Source organism: Lapidilactobacillus mulanensis, from assembly GCF_003946215.1.
GTDB classification, from domain to species: domain Bacteria; phylum Bacillota; class Bacilli; order Lactobacillales; family Lactobacillaceae; genus Lapidilactobacillus; species Lapidilactobacillus mulanensis.
Map to the genome: position 1 here is coordinate 1 of NZ_RHOW01000030.1, position 18143 is coordinate 18143.

The following is an 18143-nucleotide window of genomic DNA, read 5'->3' on the forward strand; positions in this document are numbered from 1 at the left end:
TGCCGTTCAAGAATGTGCATAAACACTTTAATTATTTGATTGTCCTCTTGACAGGAGCCGAGCCTTCTGATCTGGGCGCTTTTTTTGTTTTCAGAGTAATTTTCTAAAAAATTACAGATTGCGATCCATGTTGAAGGTTAACTTAGACAAAGTGATGCCCTTTGTGTAAAGCTGACCCATGAAGTGATGAGCTTTTTCGCGCATCGCGGTAACGGTTTCTTGATTTTTCTTCGTGAGGAAGTCAGTCAATTCAGCGCCTTGATAATGCTTGGCTTCCGCGTCGATTGTGGCAACGGTTGACCGTAATTCTTGACGGCATTCCTTCAGATAATCAATATCATCTTGAACGAAATGCGCATAGTTTGATTCAACTAAAACAGAAAGTGAACGATACATCCAATAAGCATCATCGAAGTTATAGGTCATCGATGTATTGTCATATGAAGAATCTGTCTCCGTGGCATTTGTGTAGAATGGCAGATATGGTGTGAAAGTTGGGTAGCCAATGCACAACCACATGATAGCAGAAACTTCTTCGGGCACATCGTTCCGCAATTGCAAGATGTGAGAATTTTGTGTCCGGTTTAAACCGATCGGACGATAACGATATTTATCTGCATCGTCTTGTTTTTTCATTGGATCGTATGGTGTTTCATTGTAGTGAGAGCCTAAGATTTGTTGGATATCATCTGGTGAGATCTTGTGACTTGTCCGGCAAATGAATGGGAGCTCGCTGCTTTCGGGTTCTTGGTCAATTTCAGGATTAAGAATATGTTGACCGTACCAAACGCGAGGTGTGTTGTAATGACGATCTTTTTCGTTCGAGGTGCCAAAGATATGACGGAAATTCCAACCACTTTGATCTGTATTCAAGTGATGAGCTTCAACGAATTCTTCGATGCCTTCTGACCACATGAAGTTTTTCGTATCACTGAAGTCAACTTGTTGAATGGCAACTTGGTTAGCTGCAATAATATAAGCGTCGTCAGGAATACGTTGAGCAACCCAGTGATGACCAGTGACGATTTCCATATACCAAACGTCATTTTTATCACCAAAGAGTACAGAATTACCAGCAGGTGAACCGAATTTCTTGATCAACGAGCCTAAATACTTCACGCCGTCTTTAGCAGAGTCGATATATGGAAGGACCGCAGTTTGCATGCAATCTTCGTCGAGACCATCTTTAACCAGTGGATCGAAGGCTAAGGCACGTTCGTTACCATAAGTACTTTCAGTACAGCTCATTGCGACATTCTTCTCATTGATCCCACTCTCGTCATAGTAGCCGAGATTCTTGTAATCAACGTTAGGAACAGCAGGGTAACGATAACCGTTCTCAGGCAATTCCATTTGGAAGCCATTTAAGTAGGACTTCAGAATGCGACCCTTCTCGCCTTTAACAGCTGGGTGCATGTAGAAACGATGGGGCGCAACCGCGTGAAAAGTGTCATCGTTGCGGGCGATCATAGTAGAACCATCGATGCTGGCGTCTTTACCAACTAGAATTGTCGTACAAGCACGTTCAATATTTTGTTCAGACATCAGAAAACCTCCGGAAATTATATTTTCAACTCCAATAAACATAGCACAGAAAGCCGTTATTGTAAAAAGTGGCGGGTGAGAGATTGGATTTGGAAATTGGGATTTTTTTAAAGTCTGGATTGATTTGTGAAGGCTTTGTTTGCGTGTTGTAGGATTTAGTTTGGTTCCGTCATAACGCTCCGGAAAATAGTTGCGCCTCGCTGTGGGGATGACTTCAAGCCTTTTGAAACCCACAAAAGTCTTGAAGATCACCCTTGTTCTAGCGGGACTGGGTTTTAGTGCAAAACTGAATGATTGCGCGACTTATCTGGAGTCATTTAGGAAATAAGTTGATCCCGCAAGAACAATTTCACAGCGAGTCGCAACTTTTTCTTCCGCGTTCTGACTCATCTTGGCAGTTTTATAGTGGTGAATTCTGATTAACGTCTAGTCCTGTGCGACTAACTTGTACCGCAACTTTAATTTGTAGAGGACGAAATGCGGACTTGATCATCACACAAACTCTTAAGCTGAACTATTCTGAGTAATGGCGACAATGTCAATCAAATTCAAGGAACCATGTTATTCAGATCCTAGCCTAAACGAAATAGGTTTAGGCAGAAGTTGCGGAAGAAAATAGTGGGATTGCAGTGGTAATTTTGTTAATGAGCGGTTTTGGCGAATTTACAAAATGGGAAAATGTGAGATCCGGCGGTTTTCCGGAGCTCACATTTTAGGCGGAAGAATTTCCGTACCTTGGAAATCCTGGAGCCGTCCCCACAGCAACCTCCCACTATTTTCTGGAGCAACTTCTGCCGAAGGTAGATTGTTTTTATACCTCTTTAATTCTTCAAATAAAGCCTGGTAGTTTATCAATTGAGTTTCAATATATATTTTGTGGAGCGCCCTTTACCGATAATTTCGATCTTATTTTCATCACGCAAATTTTTCAACCCACGCTCGATCGTTTTTTGACTAAATTGCGGAATGAGCGTGATCAATTCGGATTTGGAGAGTGGTTTAACTTGTGCTTTCAAATGATTAATGATCAATTGTGCCACGGTAAGCTTAGTTTCGGTGGTCACATCAACGCGTTCTTCTAATTCGCGATAGGCTTGCAGCACAATGCTAAGAAAGTAATCGAGAAATGGTTCATAGGAATTTGTGTTTTCATGCCAGCCTATGGAGCTATGTGCCAAGGTCTCGTAATAATTTGATTTTGTTTCCTCAATTAATTTTTCAAGACTAATATATTTGCCCACATTAAAGTTATTCTGATAAAGACTGAGTAACATCAGTAACCGTGACATTCGACCATTCCCATCTCTGAAAGGATGAATGGACACGAAATCAAATATAAAAGCAGCACAAATTAATAATGGCGAGAATTTTTCCTCTTGGAGAGCTGCATTATAAGATTCGCAAAGTTCTGCTATCAAGATAGGGGTGATGTGTGCGGCAGGTGGTGAAAAACGGAGTTCACTTGTACCATCCGTGAATTGGGTAAGGATTTGATTATCAGTATCCTTAAAACTGCCGCCCCAAGTACTGTTGGTAAATCTAAAGAGCTGTTTATGCAGCCCGAGAATTGTATTCGTATTGATCGGGATATCATGATAATTGTCATGAATTAAATTAAGAACCTCTCGATAACCCGATATTTCCTCCTCGCTACGATTATGCGGACGCGTTGTTCGTTCCATCAGCTGTTTTAAACGGGTATCACTGGTGTAAATTCCTTCAATTCGGTTTGAAGAATCGGTGCTTTGAATTTTTGCAACATCGACTAAACGCTCTAATGTTGCGATTTTTGTTTGCTCTAGATGATATTGTTTTCCGCGCAACTCATAGATATGACTGAGCTTCAAGGCTAGCTGGGGTGAAATTACTAAGTTGTTTAAAGTATCATACTGAAATTTTTTCAATGTCATCATCTCTTTTCAATGTCATTTTACTATACATGACATCGATAATCAAAATAGGACATCGCAAAATTGAGTAATTGGTTGTCAGTTATTAATACGATGTTTTATCTGATTTCCAATAGCTCTCATTATTCCCCACTCATTGCGCTATGCTATACTAAAGTTAATTTGAGACAAGGGGATCTGCCTGATGAACTCACGAACCGAATTGTATGCGTATAAATTACCAAAACGAAGTCGTTTCTTAACTTTTCTATTAGCGTTAATGATTGCCATTTTTGCGGGGACTTGGTTGATCCAATACACGGTTTTAGATCGTAATTTTGTGCAACAGGAGCTAGAAGCTAGTGATGGTTATCAAGAGTTTACCGATCAGCTGAATCTGGTACTTAATTCGCAAGCTGAGCAAGCCGGTATTCCTAAGTCAACATTGACGAATATCGCGACGAAAGCCGATGTTAAAAAAGTGATCAGTACGACGTTGGACAATGTCTACCAGCATCAATCTGATCCGATCAGTGTTCAGCCAATTCTGGACGAAATCAATACTGAAGTCCGTGAGAAAATGGCGTCGGTTTCCACAGTCGCTGGTGTTTCTTCGACGGCTGTATCTGAATCGGTTCAAGAAAGTTTCCAGAGTTACGTGACGCTTCGAGCGCAACCGATCGCCAATCGGGCCGTCGTTATTCTGACCGATCTTGAATCGGTTGCTAAAATTGCGGTGATCGTGAGTGCGGTGCTAGCGGCGGTTTTTGCGATCGCAATTCTTTTCCGTTCACATTGGCATTTACACGGCTGGCGTTACTTATTCTGGGGCTTGTTCTGGGGTGGCGCGTTGGTGGCTCTACCCGGCGCAATTTTACGTTTCAGCGATTTGATCGTCGATATTGCAGATATGACCCGTAGTTTTTCGAGTATTATTTTAACGTTCTTGTCAGACACCCTAATGGTATTTGTCCGCGTTGGCGGTTTAATTGCCGGTGTAGGGCTTCTAGGTGTGTTGCTATGTATTGCACTCCCGTCGTTTTTCCACCGCAACAGGCGTTCAATTTAGGGCTAATTAAGCCAACCATCATTTTCTAAGTCGGTCTCGCGTTTGCGTATTTTGGAAACATAGGGATTACCTTTGACCACGTAGCGAAAGTTGTCTTGCCAATCTTTACCGATGCGCACACCGATCCGTTCACCTTGTTGAATGGTTGCAGGTGTCTTAGCAAAATCGCGACAGATTTTAAGATTACTTTCTGTTAATGGCTGATAATTCATCGCGGTGTCGTGGATCCCAAATGCCTGCATCAATTTACCGGGACCGCTAGTCAATTCGAATCCACCACGCGGCCGATTGCGTAACATGAGATCTTCGCCGATCGCTGGTTGGATGGCGCGAATCAGAATTCCTTGGGGTTCATCCGCGGCTTGAGTTACGACATCGAAGGCATAGAAACCACGGATCGCATAAATGTAGACCGTTCCAGGTGCACCATATAAAGGATCGTTGGCTTTTCCATGACGTCCAGCAAAAGCATGTGCGCCCGGATCAAGCGTCCCTAAATAAGCCTCAGCTTCCACAATGTAGCCGCCAACTTGACCAGCTGGACTGTTGTAGAGGAGTAATTTTCCCAACAAATCGGCGGCGATCGTAGTAGTTGGACGCCCAGTGAAAAATGACGCTGGCAAAACTTGCGGATTTTCGATTGGATTCATGATGAAGCTCCTTTGGCTTAAATACGCATCAGTTTTTACAGTTAATTAATTAATCGGAAAGAAGAACCAACATGCAATTATCAATTGAACGAATTTATGGCAGCGAAGTTCAAGCCGACTCGTATCGAATCTTGATCGATCGATTGTGGCCACGCGGAATTTCAAAAGAAAAAGCCCAACTTGATCAGTGGGCTAAAGAAATTGCGCCTTCGACAGAATTACGCAAGTGGTTCAATCATGATCCTGAGAAATTCGACGAGTTCAAGCAACGTTATTTAGCAGAAATCAATGAGAATCCCGCCATCGCCGATTTTTTGAAGTTACTCGAAGAAACGCTTGTCACTAAAGATGTTGTCTTACTCTATGGTGCCAAGGATCAACAAGACAATCAGGCAACGGTTCTGTTGGCATTCTTGCAGACGAAGCTAGACGGTGCGTTTTTCAAGTGATAATAATTCGCGTTTGAAGTTCAAGCCACCACGGAAATCGCCGAGACCGCCATCTTTGCGCAAGACTCGATGACAGGGAATGAAAATACCGACTGGATTTTTAGCCACGGCAGAAGCAACCGCGCGAAATGATTTAGGCTGACCAATTTCAGTCGCCAATTCAGAGTAGTTCATCGTTTGACCGGCTGGCAATTTCTGGAGCGCGTCCCAAACTTGTTGTTGTAATTCAGTCCCACCTAATTCAGCACTGATCGGCAATTGATCGAGATGGTTACGGCCATTGAAATAAGCCTGCAGTGCTTTTTTATATGGCTTGATCTTGGCGGGGCGGCGTGTATAAGTGTTTTGTTTCAGCGCTTTAGGGAAAAGCTGTTCGTATTCATCCCAGCCGTTTTCGGTCAGACTAACGAATTGCAGGCCGTCTTCAGCGACGATGATCAAAAAATGATGATTCTGGATCTTAACTTGGTCAAAATATAAATTCATGCGTGAACGATCTCCTATAATCAACTTAAATAAAAATAGTTGGCGCAAAGACCAACTAATTTCGTTTACAGTTAATTATCATAACATAAAATTTGATGAACGAAAAATTTCACTTATATTCCGACTGTTAGCATTGTTGGGACGCGCTGGAAATCAAAAAAACAATCTACCTTCGGTCGAAAGTGCTGGGGCAGGCAGGTCTGTGGCTGTGGGACCGCTCTCCGCTTTTCCAGGTTCGGGAAAAGCTCCGAGCTTCGATTTGAGCCTCGGAAAAACGCCGAGTCTCGAATCGATCCACCATGTAAGGCGGGCAAAAACGGCCCGCCAACATGGTTGTCACTGCCACGACTGCCTGCCCCAGCACTTTCGACCTAAACTTAACTTGTTTAGCGTAGAAATTGAATAGCTGGATTCCTGAAAGTTGGATTATCAAGGTAGCCTTTGCTCTGAATAGCTCAATAAAAAATGTGATGAATTTAAAATCTGCGCAAAAAAACACACGACAAATTTTAAAATAGACGCTGCTTAGTCTTAAAATCCTGTAATAAAGGTTTTTTGGCTGTATCTTACGTCTATTTTTAAATTTGTCGTGTACCTAGATTACCAATTTTTGTTTTACGCGTTTAAAAAATATTGTTTAGATATAGAAACGTAACTTAAATATCCAATGTTAAACCGTATCGAGCTCGTTCGAATAGACGAGGCGAAATTTGTGGTGGGAACTGGGACTGCAGTGGTATTTCTGTTAACGAACGGTCTTCGTGAGTTTACAGAAAGGGAAAATGTGAGATCCGGCGTTTTTCCGGAGCTCACATTTTAGGCGGAAGAATTTCCGTACTTTGGAAATCCTGCAGCCGTCCCCACAGCAGTTTCCCAGTTCCCACCACAAATTTCGCCGAAACCGCACAAAATATAACCAATCGAAGATTGATTTTTTTCAAGGTGCTTATAGAATTAACAGCAACCTCCCAGTTCCCACAGCAGCTTCGCCGGAACCGCAAAAAAATTTAAAACGAAAAAAAGCCACTCAGAAACATTCTCGTTCCCAAGTGGCAATCTAAATTTCGTTGATCAGGCAACTAATTCAGCCTTATTTTTAGTCCCTTTATTGAGTTTCTCATGAGACTTTCTTGCTCGTAATGCCCAGAGGATCGAAGCTGTATCGACAACCTCTTGCAGCATCGCGCCGAATAAAGCGGGGATCACGCCGAAACTAGCAATCAACATGAGTCCCACACAAATGAAAATACCGATCAAAACAGCGTGTTTAGCAACGCCCATGGTTTCTTGCGAGAGCTTGACGGCAGTTGCGACCTTGGATAAGTCGTCTGTTAAAATTACCGCGTCTGCAGATTCGCTGGCAGCACTCGCACCACGAGCCCCCATGGCGATGCCAATATCAGCGGCGGCTAATGCAGGGGCGTCGTTAACGCCATCGCCGACCATGATCAATGGCCGCTGTTTAGCGGGTGCTTTGGTGATCAGATCGATTTTTGTCTGCGGTAAACATTCTGCATGAACATCTTTGATACCCACTTGCGCGGCAATATGTTCTGCAGTTGCTTGTTTATCACCAGTCAACATGGCAATCTGTTCGATACCATACGCTTGTAAATTTTTCATCGTTGCGGCGGTTTCTGGCCGTAATTGATCCGCGAAGGTTAAATATCCGGCGTACTCGCCGTCAACGGCAACGTAAACGATCGATTCGCCTTCTGCCAATTCAACGGCGGGCGTTTCGACGCCAACGAAATCGCGGCGCCCAGCCTCAACAATGTGCTTGGCAACTTGGCCAACAACACCAGAGCCCGTTGATTCAGAAAAATTACTGACCGGTTGGTTGTGAAAGTCAGGTTGATCGTTAGCAAAACGAACAATAGCACGGGCAAAAATATGCGCCGATTGAATTTCCAGACTACCCACTAAATCGATCAATTGCGCTTTGGTAAAAGCTTTTGCGGGTTCTACTTGAGTGACGTTTAAACGGCCGGCAGTAATTGTCCCAGTTTTATCGAAGAAGGCTGTCTTTGCGCGCGCGAGTTTCTCAATGGATGTCCCTGATTTAACGATGATGCTATTGCGGCTGGCGCGACTCATGCCGGAAACCAGCGCAACCGGTGCCGCCAAAATCAATGGACAAGGCGAAGCAACCACTAAGACTTCGGCGAAACGATGAGGATCTCCAGAAACCAACCAGGCAATCCCGGCAATCAATAACGAGACAGCGGTAAATGGCACCGCATAACGATCGGCCATCCGCACGAAATGCGCCGGCTTATCTTGAGAAGCCTTCACTAATTTGACAATGGTTTGATACTGAGAATCTGCGGCCGTCTTGGTGACACGCATTGTAATCGGAGTGTCACTATTGACGGTACCAGATAATAATTCACTACCCGGTTTTTTAGAAATCAAACGCGATTCGCCGGTCATCGATGATTCGTCGAACTGGCCGGAACCTTCAACGACGATCCCATCGACAGGCACGGATTCACCGGGTTTGATCACGGCGATCTCATCAATGTGCACGTCGTCAATATTGGTGTCGATCAAGTTGTCGCCGTGCTTGATGTGCGCGATTTGTGGTGAGTTGTCTAATAAACTCTTTAAATCAGAACCGGCTTTATTTGCTGCATAATCTTCTAGCGAATCGCCACCAGTTAGCATGACCAGAATCATTAAGCTGGCCCAATATTCGCCGACTGCTAAAGTGGCAGTGATCGACATGATCGCCAATAAATCAACGCCATATTTGCCCGAGCGCAGCGTTTTGATCATTTCGACAAACATCGATAACGCCAAAATCGCGCCAACAACCGTCACGATCAGTTGTGCGATCAAAGGTTGATGAAATAAGAATTCCGTTAATAGCGCAACTATCCCGACACCGATCACCGAGAGAAATTTTTGTTGATGTCCCATAATTAAACGACCTCCACTTGAAAATGGTATGATAAAGTCAAACTCATTTAAATTGTATGATCAAAAGATTTGATTACATTTAAATAAATTTAACTTTGCCACGAACATAGTCTATCACACTATTTAATAAACGTAAATTAGAATGATTATAAATTAGCTTACTATAGTTTAGCCACACACTTTTCTAAAAAATTGAGCGGAATTACTGTTATTTACAATAGATAGGCGTAGAATTACAGACATGATGCAGGTTTGAAATGTTTAAAGTTGTCGAGTTAATGCTCACTTTCAGACCATGGTGGCTCACAACTAAATCGTGTTCGAGCTGACTGTCTGCTAGAGCTAAGTTCAATAGTTAATGGATTTAAAAACCGAATCAATTAACTACTGAGCTTAGCTTACGCAGCCAAAACGTCAGCTCTCACAACATAAACGTGTTCGCAAGCACTGTCTTTTCCGCTTAACTTGTAAAACATTTGAATCCAAAAGCGGGATTCAAGTGTTTTACAGGTTAATGCTCAAAGCCAACCCGTGCTTGCTCACAACTAAATCGTGTTCGAGCTGACTGTCTGCTAGAGCTAAGTTCGATAGTTAATGGATTCAAAGTGCGAATCAATTAACTATTGAAGCTTAGCTTACGCAGCCAAAACGTCAGCTCTCACAACTTAAAAAAGGGAGGTGCGTCTTATGATGTACGTATTAATTGCTGCGTTACTGGTTAGTATGGGGTTTGGAATTTATTGGCAATCACAGATCGTTATTCGTGCTCGCTATAAATTTACACCGTTGATTTTTAGTGTGCTGATCGGTTCTTGGGTGCTGGGAAATCCGGTGATGAGTTGGCCGTTTATTATTATGTTAGCCGCATTCTTCACGCTGAATATTATGGATGGTGTCGGCGGTATCGGAACGAAGCGTTTGGTCACGAACGGGCTTTTCTCGCGGGTGATCGATTACGCTAATATCACCGCGTTGAAAATGTTGCCAGTCACATTGCCTAACGGGAAAACGCGTGTCGTTGCAATTTTCATCATCAACGAGCGCCAACAAATTCAAATGAACTTCAATCAAAAATTAGAAATCTTAATGACTGCACTTAAAAGTTTACTACCAGAAACAGTTGAAATTGAAGTCGATCGATTGGTTTAATTGGACCAAAATAAAATAGCGTGCTCTTCATAATTTGAAGAGCGCGCTATTTTTTTACAAAATTGGGGATAATAACCTCGAGAAATATTGTTTGAAGTGTAACCAGTGCGACTGATCATGAATGATTTCTGGTGTCAATAACGTTGATTTTTCCATATCCGCTTCGAAGTCTTGTGTTAATTGTTGGCTGACTGCGGAATCGTAAATGTAGGCGTTGCATTCAAAATTAAGCGCGTAACTACGATAATCTTGATTCATTGAGCCGACGAAACAATAAGCGTTATCGCAAATCGCCGTTTTGGCATGCATGAAACCATTGTTGTAGACGTAGATCTTGATGCCAAAACCGGTCAGTAAATTCGCGTAATATTGAGTAGCTCGGTAAATAAAGGGATGATCGGGCATGCAGGGAATCATGATCCGCACGTCGATGCCTGATCGCGCAGCAACTGTTAGGGCACTGAGCATCGAGTCATCCGGGACTAGGTAAGGGGTTTGCATCCAGACCGACTTCTTAGCGGTCAGGAGCATTTTCATCATGCCACCCTTGAGGATATCCTCGGAACTGTCAGGACCGTCAGAAACGATCTGAATGGGCGTTTCACCGACGGCAATTTTAGATGGCTTAGGGAAGTATTCGTTTTTGAAAGTAATGCGTTGATCGTAGCGTTCGATTGAGGCGTTCCAATCCATCAAGAAGCGCTCTTGCAAAGCCAACACGCTGGTTCCGACGATGCGAATATGAGTGTCTCGCCAATAACCAAATTTTTTACTACGGCCCAAATATTGATCGCCGACGTTAAAACCGCCCGTCCAACCGATTTTACCATCGATGATGACGATTTTGCGATGCAAATGATAATTGAGCCGGGTTTTACGGATCAAATCTCGCGACGTGATGAAGGGGATGATCTCGCCACCGGCTTCTGTCAGAGGTGCGAACCATTTCTTGTTCGCGCCTGCAGAACCCCAGGGATCGAAAATCAGCCGGACCTGAACACCTTGTTTAGCTTTTTTGACTAATAAATCAAGGAATTCATTGCCGATCTCATCGTTGATGAACGAATAATATTCGATGTGAATAAACTTCTGGGCGATTTTGAGATCTGTAAATAAATATTTGAATTTCTCTTCGCCATCCGTAAAAAGGCGAACGGAATTATGATGAGTCATCGGGGCGTCTTCGGTGCGGTCGAAGTATTCGATCAAACCGCGCGCTTTTTCGGTTGTGTCGTTTTCATGGGTGGGGCGCTGTAAGTTCTTCAGATCGGCGATAATAAAATCGCGCAACTGTGCTAAACCGATATGATCCTGGTGACTGAGGGCAAAAATATTGTCTTCGGCAATTCCCCGGCCCAAAAAGGCGTATACCAAAAAGCCAACTCCTGGAAGCATCACTAAAACGAGTAGCCATGCCAAAGTAGCCGGTATATTTCGCGGTCGGTGAAAAACGGTAATAATCGCACCGGCCGTATTGATGATCAATAACCCGATAATTATGAGCACAATAATTCTGACATTCATTCCCCAAATAACCCCAAACATAACGTAATTATTGGTTAATTTTATGCCTTTCACCAGCGATAATCAATTAATCGCGATCGTTGCCACCGCCAAATAATAAAACCAGTCGCAATAATTGTAAGAAGCTCGAAAGCACAGCGGCCACGTAAGTCATGGCGGCAGCGCCGAGGACTTTTTTGACTAGAGGTACTTCTTGTTCGGTCAATAAACCGTCCTGACTCAGAATGCGTAGTGCGCGCCCAGACGCGTTAAATTCAACTGGCAATGTGACCAATTGGAAAATTAAAACTAGTGCAAACGCCCAGATCCCCACGTTGATCAACGTTTGATTCCAGCTCAATAAAACCCCGGCGATAATAATCGGGAAGGCCAAGTTCGAACCAAAATGGACCAGCGGAAAAATTCCGGAACGAATTTTCAAAGGGACATAACCAGAATGATGTTGCAGCGCGTGACCCACTTCATGCGCCGCGACGCCGATTGCCGCCACCGAAGTCGAATCATAAGTCGCCTCAGACAAGCTGAGCACGCGATTACTAGAATCATAATTATCAGTCAAATTTCCAGAAATCTTGCGGATCTCAACATCGTCGATACCAGACTCTTCCAAAATTGCCTGAGCCGCAGCGGCACCAGTTAAATGGTTGTCGCTTTGCACCGCATCATATTTTTTAAAGGTCGCATTAACCCGAGCGGAAGCAATCATGGAAATCACAAGCCCAGCAATGACCAGAATATAAGTTGGATCAAAAAAGAAGGGAAACATAGAATCATCCTTTCTAAAAACAAGTTGTGAGAGCTGACGTTTTGGCTGCGTAAGCTAAGCTCAATAGTTAATTGATTCGTACTTTGAATCCATTAACTATTGAACTTAGCTCTAGCAGACAGTCAGCTCGAACACGATTTAGTTGTGAGCACGATTAGGCGCCTTTCTGCGCATAATTCCATTCTACCAACTGCGTTCAAAGACAGCGACCGTCTTAAGACTGGTTTTGAATAGAGACGGCCCGTTTTAAAAACCAATCGTCGTTTGTTGGTTGTTGTGCAAATCCCAGCTTGGTCAGTAGAGATGCTGTGGCTGCAGAGTTGTCTGACTTTTCGAAATAGATCGTTTCTAAATCCAGCTCAGCAAACGCGAACGAAACTAAACGTGCGAGCAATTCGTTGATGCCAGAATCGGATTGTGGCACCAAAAGTTCGAGTTGAATTTTCAACGATGAATGTTGTTCATCGATTTCAAATAAATTGGCCAATCCTAGCAAACGGTCGTCCGCGCGGTTGAAAATTCCCCACGTTAATTGTTGGTTGCGCATGACTTTAAGCATCGTTTGATTGATCGTACTCGCAGCTTTTGCCGTCGTTAAATCAGGCTGTTGCTGATGAAATTGCATTAATTTGGTGCTTTCATTCAAACGCGCGCTGGTCAGCCAATTGAATGTGTAATGATGGGTCATGATCGGATGATATTTTTCAAATTTTTCCATATTTTTAGCCTCCGCCTGTTCAAAGTAATCTTATCATATTCGGCTATCTGACGGAATTTTCCGTGCTTGAGGTGTGCGCATCTTACTGAGATTGAAATAAATGGTTTTTAGCGGAAGCGAATCATTTCTATTTCGTTCAAAAAATGCGACAATGAAAGAGATGAATTGATCTAAGGAGTGTGAATTGCCATGCGTTCATAACGCGTTATGAACGCATAAATGCCTATGAAATTATCAATTGTTGTTCCCTGTTATAACGAAGAAGAGGCCTTGCCTTACTATTTCAAGGCGATGGAAGCACTGAAACCGAAATTGCCGTTGGATTTTGAATATATTTTCGTCAACGACGGGTCTGTGGATGGGACGCTGTCATTGTTGCGAAAGCTCTCCACAGAACACGAAAACATTCACTACCTGTCTTTTTCGCGGAATTTTGGCAAGGAAGCGGCGTTATACGCCGGCTTGCAGCGGACGACTGGCGAGTATGTGACTGTGATGGATGCCGACCTGCAAGATCCGCCGGAAATGTTGCTGGAAATGTATGCAAAAATTCAGGATCCAGAAATCGATTGTGTCGGAACCAGACGCGTGACTCGCGCAGGCGAACCTAAACTACGGAGCTTTTTTTCGCGTTTATTTTATCGCTTGATGAACAAATTCGGGCAGGTGCCGATGGTTGATGGCGAGCGTGATTTCCGTTTGATGACGCGCCAAGTGGTGGATTCACTGTTATCGCTCAAGGAATATAATCGCTTTTCCAAGGGGTTATTTTCTTGGGTCGGATTTAAGACCATTTATTTACCTTATGAGAATCAGAAACGGGTCGCCGGTGAAACGAGTTGGAGTTTTTGGAAGTTGTTTTCTTATTCGATCGAAGGAATCGTCAACTTTTCCGACGCGCCACTGAATATTGCCTCGTTTGTGGGCGCGCTGTCTTGTTTATTCGCGGTGGTCGCCTTGATCGTGATCATTATCCGCACCGTTGCGTTCGGCGATCCCACAGCAGGTTGGCCATCTATGGTTTCGATTTTCCTATTAGTGGGTGGCGCACAACTGTTATCGCTGGGCATCATTGGCAAATATATCGGCAAAATCTTCGTGGAAACAAAAAAACGTCCGCCTTATTTGATTAAGGAGAACGATCAGACTTATTTGACTAAAAAGGACGAAGCTACTGACCAGAAGCAAAAAGAAACTGATTGATCAGACTTAAAACTTGCGGATCATCGTGCATTTTCGAGTGCTCCGCATTTTTACCGTGGATCTCAACCTCATGAAATGCGTTAACGATTGGGGCGAGAATATAGCGAATCGATTTCGCGGAGATCACACTGATATATTTATCCGTGTTGCTGGTGTCGTCGACGTTGCCGTAAATATTCAGCACACTGACATTGCTCGGGAAATGATGGCGATTCGCCAACAATTGGATGTAATGGGGATTCATCATAACCGGACGCCCGCGCTGATTCAGGTGATTGACATTGGGCCAATCGCCAAATGCGACCACACCATCGAAAGGCCCAGCGACCAAGACGAGTTTTTCTAATTTGGGAAAATCCGGCTTCGAATAATTACGCATCTCGGTGCGAACCAATGCCGTCGCGCCGATCGAATGCCCCACCGCGTTATATTTTGAAAAATGATATTTTTGCTGCAATTGTGGCAAGACGACCGTCAACCAATTAACGATTTGCAGTGTCGGCATCCATTTATCTTCGAAAACGATTTGGATGAGGGGATTGGGATCGTCCGACCAACTACCTTGATAACTTAATTGACCCCGCCAATCTACCAAGACTTTCAAGTAAGTGTTACTGTGAATCGTTTCTTGCGCGCTGAGCACCATTTTATTGGTGGTATAATCGCCACCGCGAAAACCGTGAACATAGACCGTTGGAACTTGCGCGGGCTGATCTGGTTGCGAAATAATCTCCCGATTTTCTGGTGGTTCGGTTTTTGTGTTAGATTGCTGGCGCAAACGTGAAAATGTGCGAACAGCCAGGAGCCCACCGACTGTTTTCAATACACCATTAGCTAATTTGTCCTTAGTTTTCAAAAGTTTCAATAATATCCATCCCATAATTAAAATATCTGTGTGCGAAGCTGGAGAATGGATCGGTTAATCCTCAATTTCAACCCATGACTTCTCACAGCTGTATCGCGTTCGAAGCGACTGAAATCACTGCCTAAGTGGTGACAAACTGAAATCTTAAGAGCGAGATTTTAGTTTGTCACCGACTTATTCATTGATTTCAAAACCGTCGCTTCTCACAGCTAAATCGCGTTCGAAGTCATTGAAATTTCCGGTTAACTAATCCATTCTTAAAATCTAAAAGCAGATTTTGAGAATGGATCGGTTAATCCTCGATTTCACCCATGACTTCTCACAGCTAATTATTCTATTATATTAAGAACTTTATAAATTTACAACTTGACTCGGAGGCTTTTATGGCAAATAAGAAGTATTATGCAATTGCAAAGGGGCGTCAGACGGGGATTTTCACCGATTGGCCTACTGCTAAAAAGCAGGTCGATGGATTTACCGGTGCGCGTTATAAAGGCTTTGCAACTGAAGCTGAGGCAAATCAATGGCTGGCTGAGATGGCAACTGGCGTCAATAAAAAGGCGGCCACGAAACAGCAAGCAGCACAAACAACGGCCGTTCAAAACTCAGAAAATATGATCCAAGTTTTCACGGATGGTGGTTCGCGGAACACTGGTAATGTGCTGGGTGGTCACGTTAATCCCGACGACTTGGCGGCTTGGGCGTATTTGATCATTTTGCCGGATGGTCAACGCTATCAAGGTAGTGAGGGCGAATTCGGGGTTACCAATAATAAAATGGAATTGACGGCGTTAAAATTCGCATTGCTGAAATTGATCGACCTGAATTTACAAGCCGAGCCAATTTTGATTACCAGCGATTCGCATTATGTGTTGGATCCGATCATGAAAAATTGGCTAGCAGGCTGGCAACGTCGCAATTGGCGCAAGTCTGATGGCCAACCAGTTTTAAATTTAGAGTTGTGGCAAGCAGTCAGTCCACTGTTACCTCAATTTGCCAACTTGCAATTCAATTGGGTCAAAGGACATTTGACCACCGCGGGCAATGTGTTCGTGGATGAATTACTGAATCAGACAATGGACGATATGAAAAAATAAGCCTTAACCTGCTTTTTAGAATCAGTTTCTTAAATGCCGATTTAAGGAGAAAGGACCATCCAGCGTAATTTGCTGAATGGTTTTTTTTAGACTATAATTTTAAAAGCTAATCAAAGCTTTGGGGGAGCAAATGAAAACAAACGATGAATTTTCAAAGGATCTACCAACTTTACGGAGGGAACTTACCGATGTTTTGCCTAAAAGTGGCGTCTTAAAGCGCACATTGGATATGGAAACGATTGTGGATGATGGCGTCACTGTGCTGATTTGGCTTGGCGTGCTGATCGGCATTGCGTTTATGATTTTTGAAGGTTATCTTTTCTTAGGCCTTTCAGGAATCACTAGTACAGGACTGGCGGCGTATTTTCAAATGCTCTTTCTAGTCGTTACGGTAGCTGTGTTGCGGCCGATTCCACTAGTTTGGGAAGGTGCCGTACTCGTCAAAATTGGGCTGAGTTTCTATCGGGCGATCATTCGCCAACGGTTATTGGCCGATTTTCAACGTGATCCCGAAACTTTACAGGTCGGCGTTGCCTATGCAATTAACGCGGAGAATGACGTCATTATTCAGCCATCGGAATCGAAACATTCTTTTCAGCAAGCCATTAATACTTTAACAAAAGAACAACACCATGGGAAAAAATGACTAGTTCTCGAGTCAGCGATAATTTTGGTGATCACAAAGCTACAGGCTATGATGCCGTCGCAATTAAAAAGTTTCTGCAAACTCATTTTTCGGATGAGTTTGTTTTTGTGAATGTTTTACTAAAACGATTTTCGAAGCCATTCTATTGGCAAGTCACGCAAGCATCCGAAGGGGCCGTCTTTTATTTTCAAAAAGGGCGTCATCACTATTATTTATTAGACGATATTGATGCGACGGGGATGAGAAAAAAAGGCGTCGCGACTTCTTTCGTCCAACGATTATTCAGTCACGAACGCCGACACGCGTGAGTCTTTCAGTCGTCGTGAGGCGCTAATCGACGAAATAAGCTAGGGAATAATCGTCGACAAATTGACCGGCGAGAAAAAAGATATCGCGACTGTGGCCTTCTTCGACAAAGCCATTCTTCAAATAAAAGGCGCGTGCTTGAGGATTTGTGCCAAGAACATTCAATTTGATTTTATGAATGTTCTTTTTTTGTGCCTCGAGTTTCAAAACATTCAATAATCCGGAACCGATTCCCTGATCTTGGTAGGCTGGATCGACGCCGATTCCAATATCCCAAGTGAAACGAAAGGCCGCAAATGGCGGTGTGGGATTAAAAGAGATCATTCCCACAGGTTGCCCATCAATAACAGCGACGAGTTGAGAACCGGGCTGAAAATGTTTCTGGTAATCAGAAACGTGATCGTAATGAGTGGGGATGGGTGTATTTTGTTCGTTCCAGATTTGGTTTTCAATGGCGATCAATGCGGGATAATCGGCTAGAGTTGACCAACGATAATTAATTTCATTCATGTTTTCACGTTCATTTCTTTTTTTGTACAGCTTAACATAACTTGTTTTGAATTTGCTGAATATGGAAAATTATTTTGTGCGGTTTCGGCGAAATTTGTGGTGGGAACTGGGAAACTGCTGTGGGGACGGCTGCAGGATTTCCAAAGTACGGAAATTCTTCCGCCTAAAACTGGAGCTCCTGAAAACCGCAGGATCTCCAGTTTTCCCATTTTGTAAATTCGCACAAAGCGCTCATTAACAAAATTACCACTGCAAGTCCCAGTTCCCACCACAAATTTCGCCTAGTCTATTCGGACGAGCTCGATATGTTTAACGTTGTAGATTTAAGCTGCATTTCGAAATTCAAACC

17 protein-coding genes are annotated in these 18143 nt (G+C 43.4%); 7 read left to right on the forward strand and 10 right to left on the reverse strand.

The genetic code is table 11. The annotated features are described in order from the left end of the window. Positions 1 to 111: 111 nt before the first annotated feature. Both EKM67_RS07855 and EKM67_RS07860 read right to left on the reverse strand, forming a co-directional pair. On the reverse strand, positions 112 to 1545 hold the full coding sequence (locus tag EKM67_RS07855; protein ID WP_125578466.1) for a C69 family dipeptidase: 1434 nt from the start codon (positions 1543 to 1545) through the stop codon (positions 112 to 114). Between the two features lie 851 nt (positions 1546 to 2396). Beyond that, a complete protein-coding gene (locus EKM67_RS07860) occupies positions 2397 to 3455 on the reverse strand; it encodes a Fic family protein (protein ID WP_125578488.1) in 1059 nt (352 codons plus the stop codon). Between the two features lie 184 nt (positions 3456 to 3639). Between EKM67_RS07860 and EKM67_RS07865 the strand changes: the two genes are divergently transcribed. After that, the gene (locus EKM67_RS07865; RefSeq protein ID WP_125578467.1) at positions 3640 to 4503 is read left to right on the forward strand and encodes a hypothetical protein; all 864 of its coding nucleotides are present in this window, start codon (positions 3640 to 3642) and stop codon (positions 4501 to 4503) included. Positions 4504 to 4505: 2 nt separating this feature from the next. On the opposite strand, the gene EKM67_RS07870 is transcribed toward EKM67_RS07865, so the two are convergent. Next, a complete protein-coding gene (locus tag EKM67_RS07870) occupies positions 4506 to 5153 on the reverse strand; it encodes a DNA-3-methyladenine glycosylase (protein WP_125578468.1) in 648 nt (215 codons plus the stop codon). 71 nt (positions 5154 to 5224) lie between these two features. On the opposite strand from EKM67_RS07870, the gene EKM67_RS07875 reads away from it, so the two are divergent. Then, complete coding sequence (locus tag EKM67_RS07875) at positions 5225 to 5602, forward strand: DUF488 domain-containing protein (protein ID WP_125578469.1); 378 nt, start codon at positions 5225 to 5227, stop codon at positions 5600 to 5602. Here EKM67_RS07875 and EKM67_RS07880 read toward each other — a convergent pair. Together EKM67_RS07880 and EKM67_RS07885 are read right to left on the reverse strand one after the other, a co-directional pair. Next, positions 5579 to 6088 carry a methylated-DNA--[protein]-cysteine S-methyltransferase gene (locus EKM67_RS07880; protein ID WP_125578470.1) on the reverse strand — a complete coding sequence of 170 codons (510 nt, stop codon included), beginning with the start codon at positions 6086 to 6088 and terminating at the stop codon, positions 5579 to 5581. The two genes, EKM67_RS07875 and EKM67_RS07880, sit on opposite strands and share 24 nt — an antisense overlap. Positions 6089 to 7159: 1071 nt before the next feature. Next, entirely contained in the window at positions 7160 to 9010 is a 1851-nt protein-coding gene (locus EKM67_RS07885; protein ID WP_125578471.1) for a heavy metal translocating P-type ATPase, read from the reverse strand. 687 nt (positions 9011 to 9697) lie between these two features. Here EKM67_RS07885 and EKM67_RS07890 point away from each other — a divergent pair. Beyond that, on the forward strand, positions 9698 to 10159 hold the full coding sequence (locus EKM67_RS07890) for a hypothetical protein (RefSeq protein WP_125578472.1): 462 nt from the start codon (positions 9698 to 9700) through the stop codon (positions 10157 to 10159). A 54-nt stretch (positions 10160 to 10213) separates the two neighbouring features. On the opposite strand, the gene cls is transcribed toward EKM67_RS07890, so the two are convergent. From cls to EKM67_RS07905, 3 genes are all read right to left on the reverse strand, one after another. Further along, entirely contained in the window at positions 10214 to 11683 is a 1470-nt protein-coding gene (gene cls / locus EKM67_RS07895) for a cardiolipin synthase (protein WP_225417349.1), read from the reverse strand. Positions 11684 to 11750: 67 nt separating this feature from the next. Then, a complete protein-coding gene (locus EKM67_RS07900; RefSeq protein ID WP_125578473.1) occupies positions 11751 to 12449 on the reverse strand; it encodes a zinc metallopeptidase in 699 nt (232 codons plus the stop codon). A gap of 214 nt (positions 12450 to 12663) precedes the next feature. Continuing rightward, positions 12664 to 13167 (reverse strand): GNAT family N-acetyltransferase, encoded by a 504-nt coding sequence (locus EKM67_RS07905; protein WP_125578474.1) that lies wholly within the window; start codon positions 13165 to 13167, stop codon positions 12664 to 12666. Positions 13168 to 13392: 225 nt separating this feature from the next. Between EKM67_RS07905 and EKM67_RS07910 the strand changes: the two genes are divergently transcribed. Continuing rightward, entirely contained in the window at positions 13393 to 14370 is a 978-nt protein-coding gene (locus EKM67_RS07910) for a glycosyltransferase family 2 protein (protein ID WP_125578475.1), read from the forward strand. Here the strand turns inward: EKM67_RS07910 and EKM67_RS07915 are convergent. Next, positions 14339 to 15235 (reverse strand): alpha/beta hydrolase, encoded by an 897-nt coding sequence (locus EKM67_RS07915; RefSeq protein ID WP_164506610.1) that lies wholly within the window; start codon positions 15233 to 15235, stop codon positions 14339 to 14341. The two genes, EKM67_RS07910 and EKM67_RS07915, sit on opposite strands and share 32 nt — an antisense overlap. Positions 15236 to 15618: 383 nt before the next feature. On the opposite strand from EKM67_RS07915, the gene EKM67_RS07920 reads away from it, so the two are divergent. From EKM67_RS07920 to EKM67_RS07930, 3 genes are all read left to right on the forward strand, one after another. Continuing rightward, positions 15619 to 16332, forward strand: a complete 714-nt coding sequence (locus EKM67_RS07920) for a ribonuclease H family protein (protein ID WP_125578477.1) — start codon at positions 15619 to 15621, stop codon at positions 16330 to 16332. Between the two features lie 130 nt (positions 16333 to 16462). After that, positions 16463 to 16978: a hypothetical protein gene (locus EKM67_RS07925; RefSeq protein WP_125578478.1), complete on the forward strand. Its 516-nt coding sequence runs from the start codon at positions 16463 to 16465 to the stop codon at positions 16976 to 16978. Then, positions 16975 to 17286, forward strand: coding sequence for a hypothetical protein (locus EKM67_RS07930; protein ID WP_125578479.1), 312 nt, complete (start codon positions 16975 to 16977; stop codon positions 17284 to 17286). The genes EKM67_RS07925 and EKM67_RS07930 overlap by 4 nt, the downstream gene beginning before the upstream one ends. A 22-nt stretch (positions 17287 to 17308) precedes the next feature. Here the strand turns inward: EKM67_RS07930 and EKM67_RS07935 are convergent, their stop codons facing one another. Further along, on the reverse strand, positions 17309 to 17794 hold the full coding sequence (locus tag EKM67_RS07935) for a GNAT family N-acetyltransferase (protein ID WP_125578480.1): 486 nt from the start codon (positions 17792 to 17794) through the stop codon (positions 17309 to 17311). Positions 17795 to 18143 lie beyond the last annotated feature (349 nt).

Bases quoted from the DNA above. Each gene is read 5' to 3' on its own strand.
- EKM67_RS07855 (WP_125578466.1), bottom strand. From the start codon at position 1,545: ATGTCTGAACAAAATATTGAACGTGCTTGTACGACAATTCTAGTTGGT.
- EKM67_RS07860 (WP_125578488.1), bottom strand. From the start codon at position 3,455: ATGACATTGAAAAAATTTCAGTATGATACTTTAAACAACTTAGTAATT.
- EKM67_RS07865 (WP_125578467.1), top strand. From the start codon at position 3,640: ATGAACTCACGAACCGAATTGTATGCGTATAAATTACCAAAACGAAGT.
- EKM67_RS07870 (WP_125578468.1), bottom strand. From the start codon at position 5,153: ATGAATCCAATCGAAAATCCGCAAGTTTTGCCAGCGTCATTTTTCACT.
- EKM67_RS07875 (WP_125578469.1), top strand. From the start codon at position 5,225: ATGCAATTATCAATTGAACGAATTTATGGCAGCGAAGTTCAAGCCGAC.
- EKM67_RS07880 (WP_125578470.1), bottom strand. From the start codon at position 6,088: ATGAATTTATATTTTGACCAAGTTAAGATCCAGAATCATCATTTTTTG.
- EKM67_RS07885 (WP_125578471.1), bottom strand. From the start codon at position 9,010: ATGGGACATCAACAAAAATTTCTCTCGGTGATCGGTGTCGGGATAGTT.
- EKM67_RS07890 (WP_125578472.1), top strand. From the start codon at position 9,698: ATGATGTACGTATTAATTGCTGCGTTACTGGTTAGTATGGGGTTTGGA.
- cls (WP_225417349.1), bottom strand. From the start codon at position 11,683: ATGAATGTCAGAATTATTGTGCTCATAATTATCGGGTTATTGATCATC.
- EKM67_RS07900 (WP_125578473.1), bottom strand. From the start codon at position 12,449: ATGTTTCCCTTCTTTTTTGATCCAACTTATATTCTGGTCATTGCTGGG.
- EKM67_RS07905 (WP_125578474.1), bottom strand. From the start codon at position 13,167: ATGGAAAAATTTGAAAAATATCATCCGATCATGACCCATCATTACACA.
- EKM67_RS07910 (WP_125578475.1), top strand. From the start codon at position 13,393: ATGAAATTATCAATTGTTGTTCCCTGTTATAACGAAGAAGAGGCCTTG.
- EKM67_RS07920 (WP_125578477.1), top strand. From the start codon at position 15,619: ATGGCAAATAAGAAGTATTATGCAATTGCAAAGGGGCGTCAGACGGGG.
- EKM67_RS07925 (WP_125578478.1), top strand. From the start codon at position 16,463: ATGAAAACAAACGATGAATTTTCAAAGGATCTACCAACTTTACGGAGG.
- EKM67_RS07930 (WP_125578479.1), top strand. From the start codon at position 16,975: ATGACTAGTTCTCGAGTCAGCGATAATTTTGGTGATCACAAAGCTACA.
- EKM67_RS07935 (WP_125578480.1), bottom strand. From the start codon at position 17,794: ATGAATGAAATTAATTATCGTTGGTCAACTCTAGCCGATTATCCCGCA.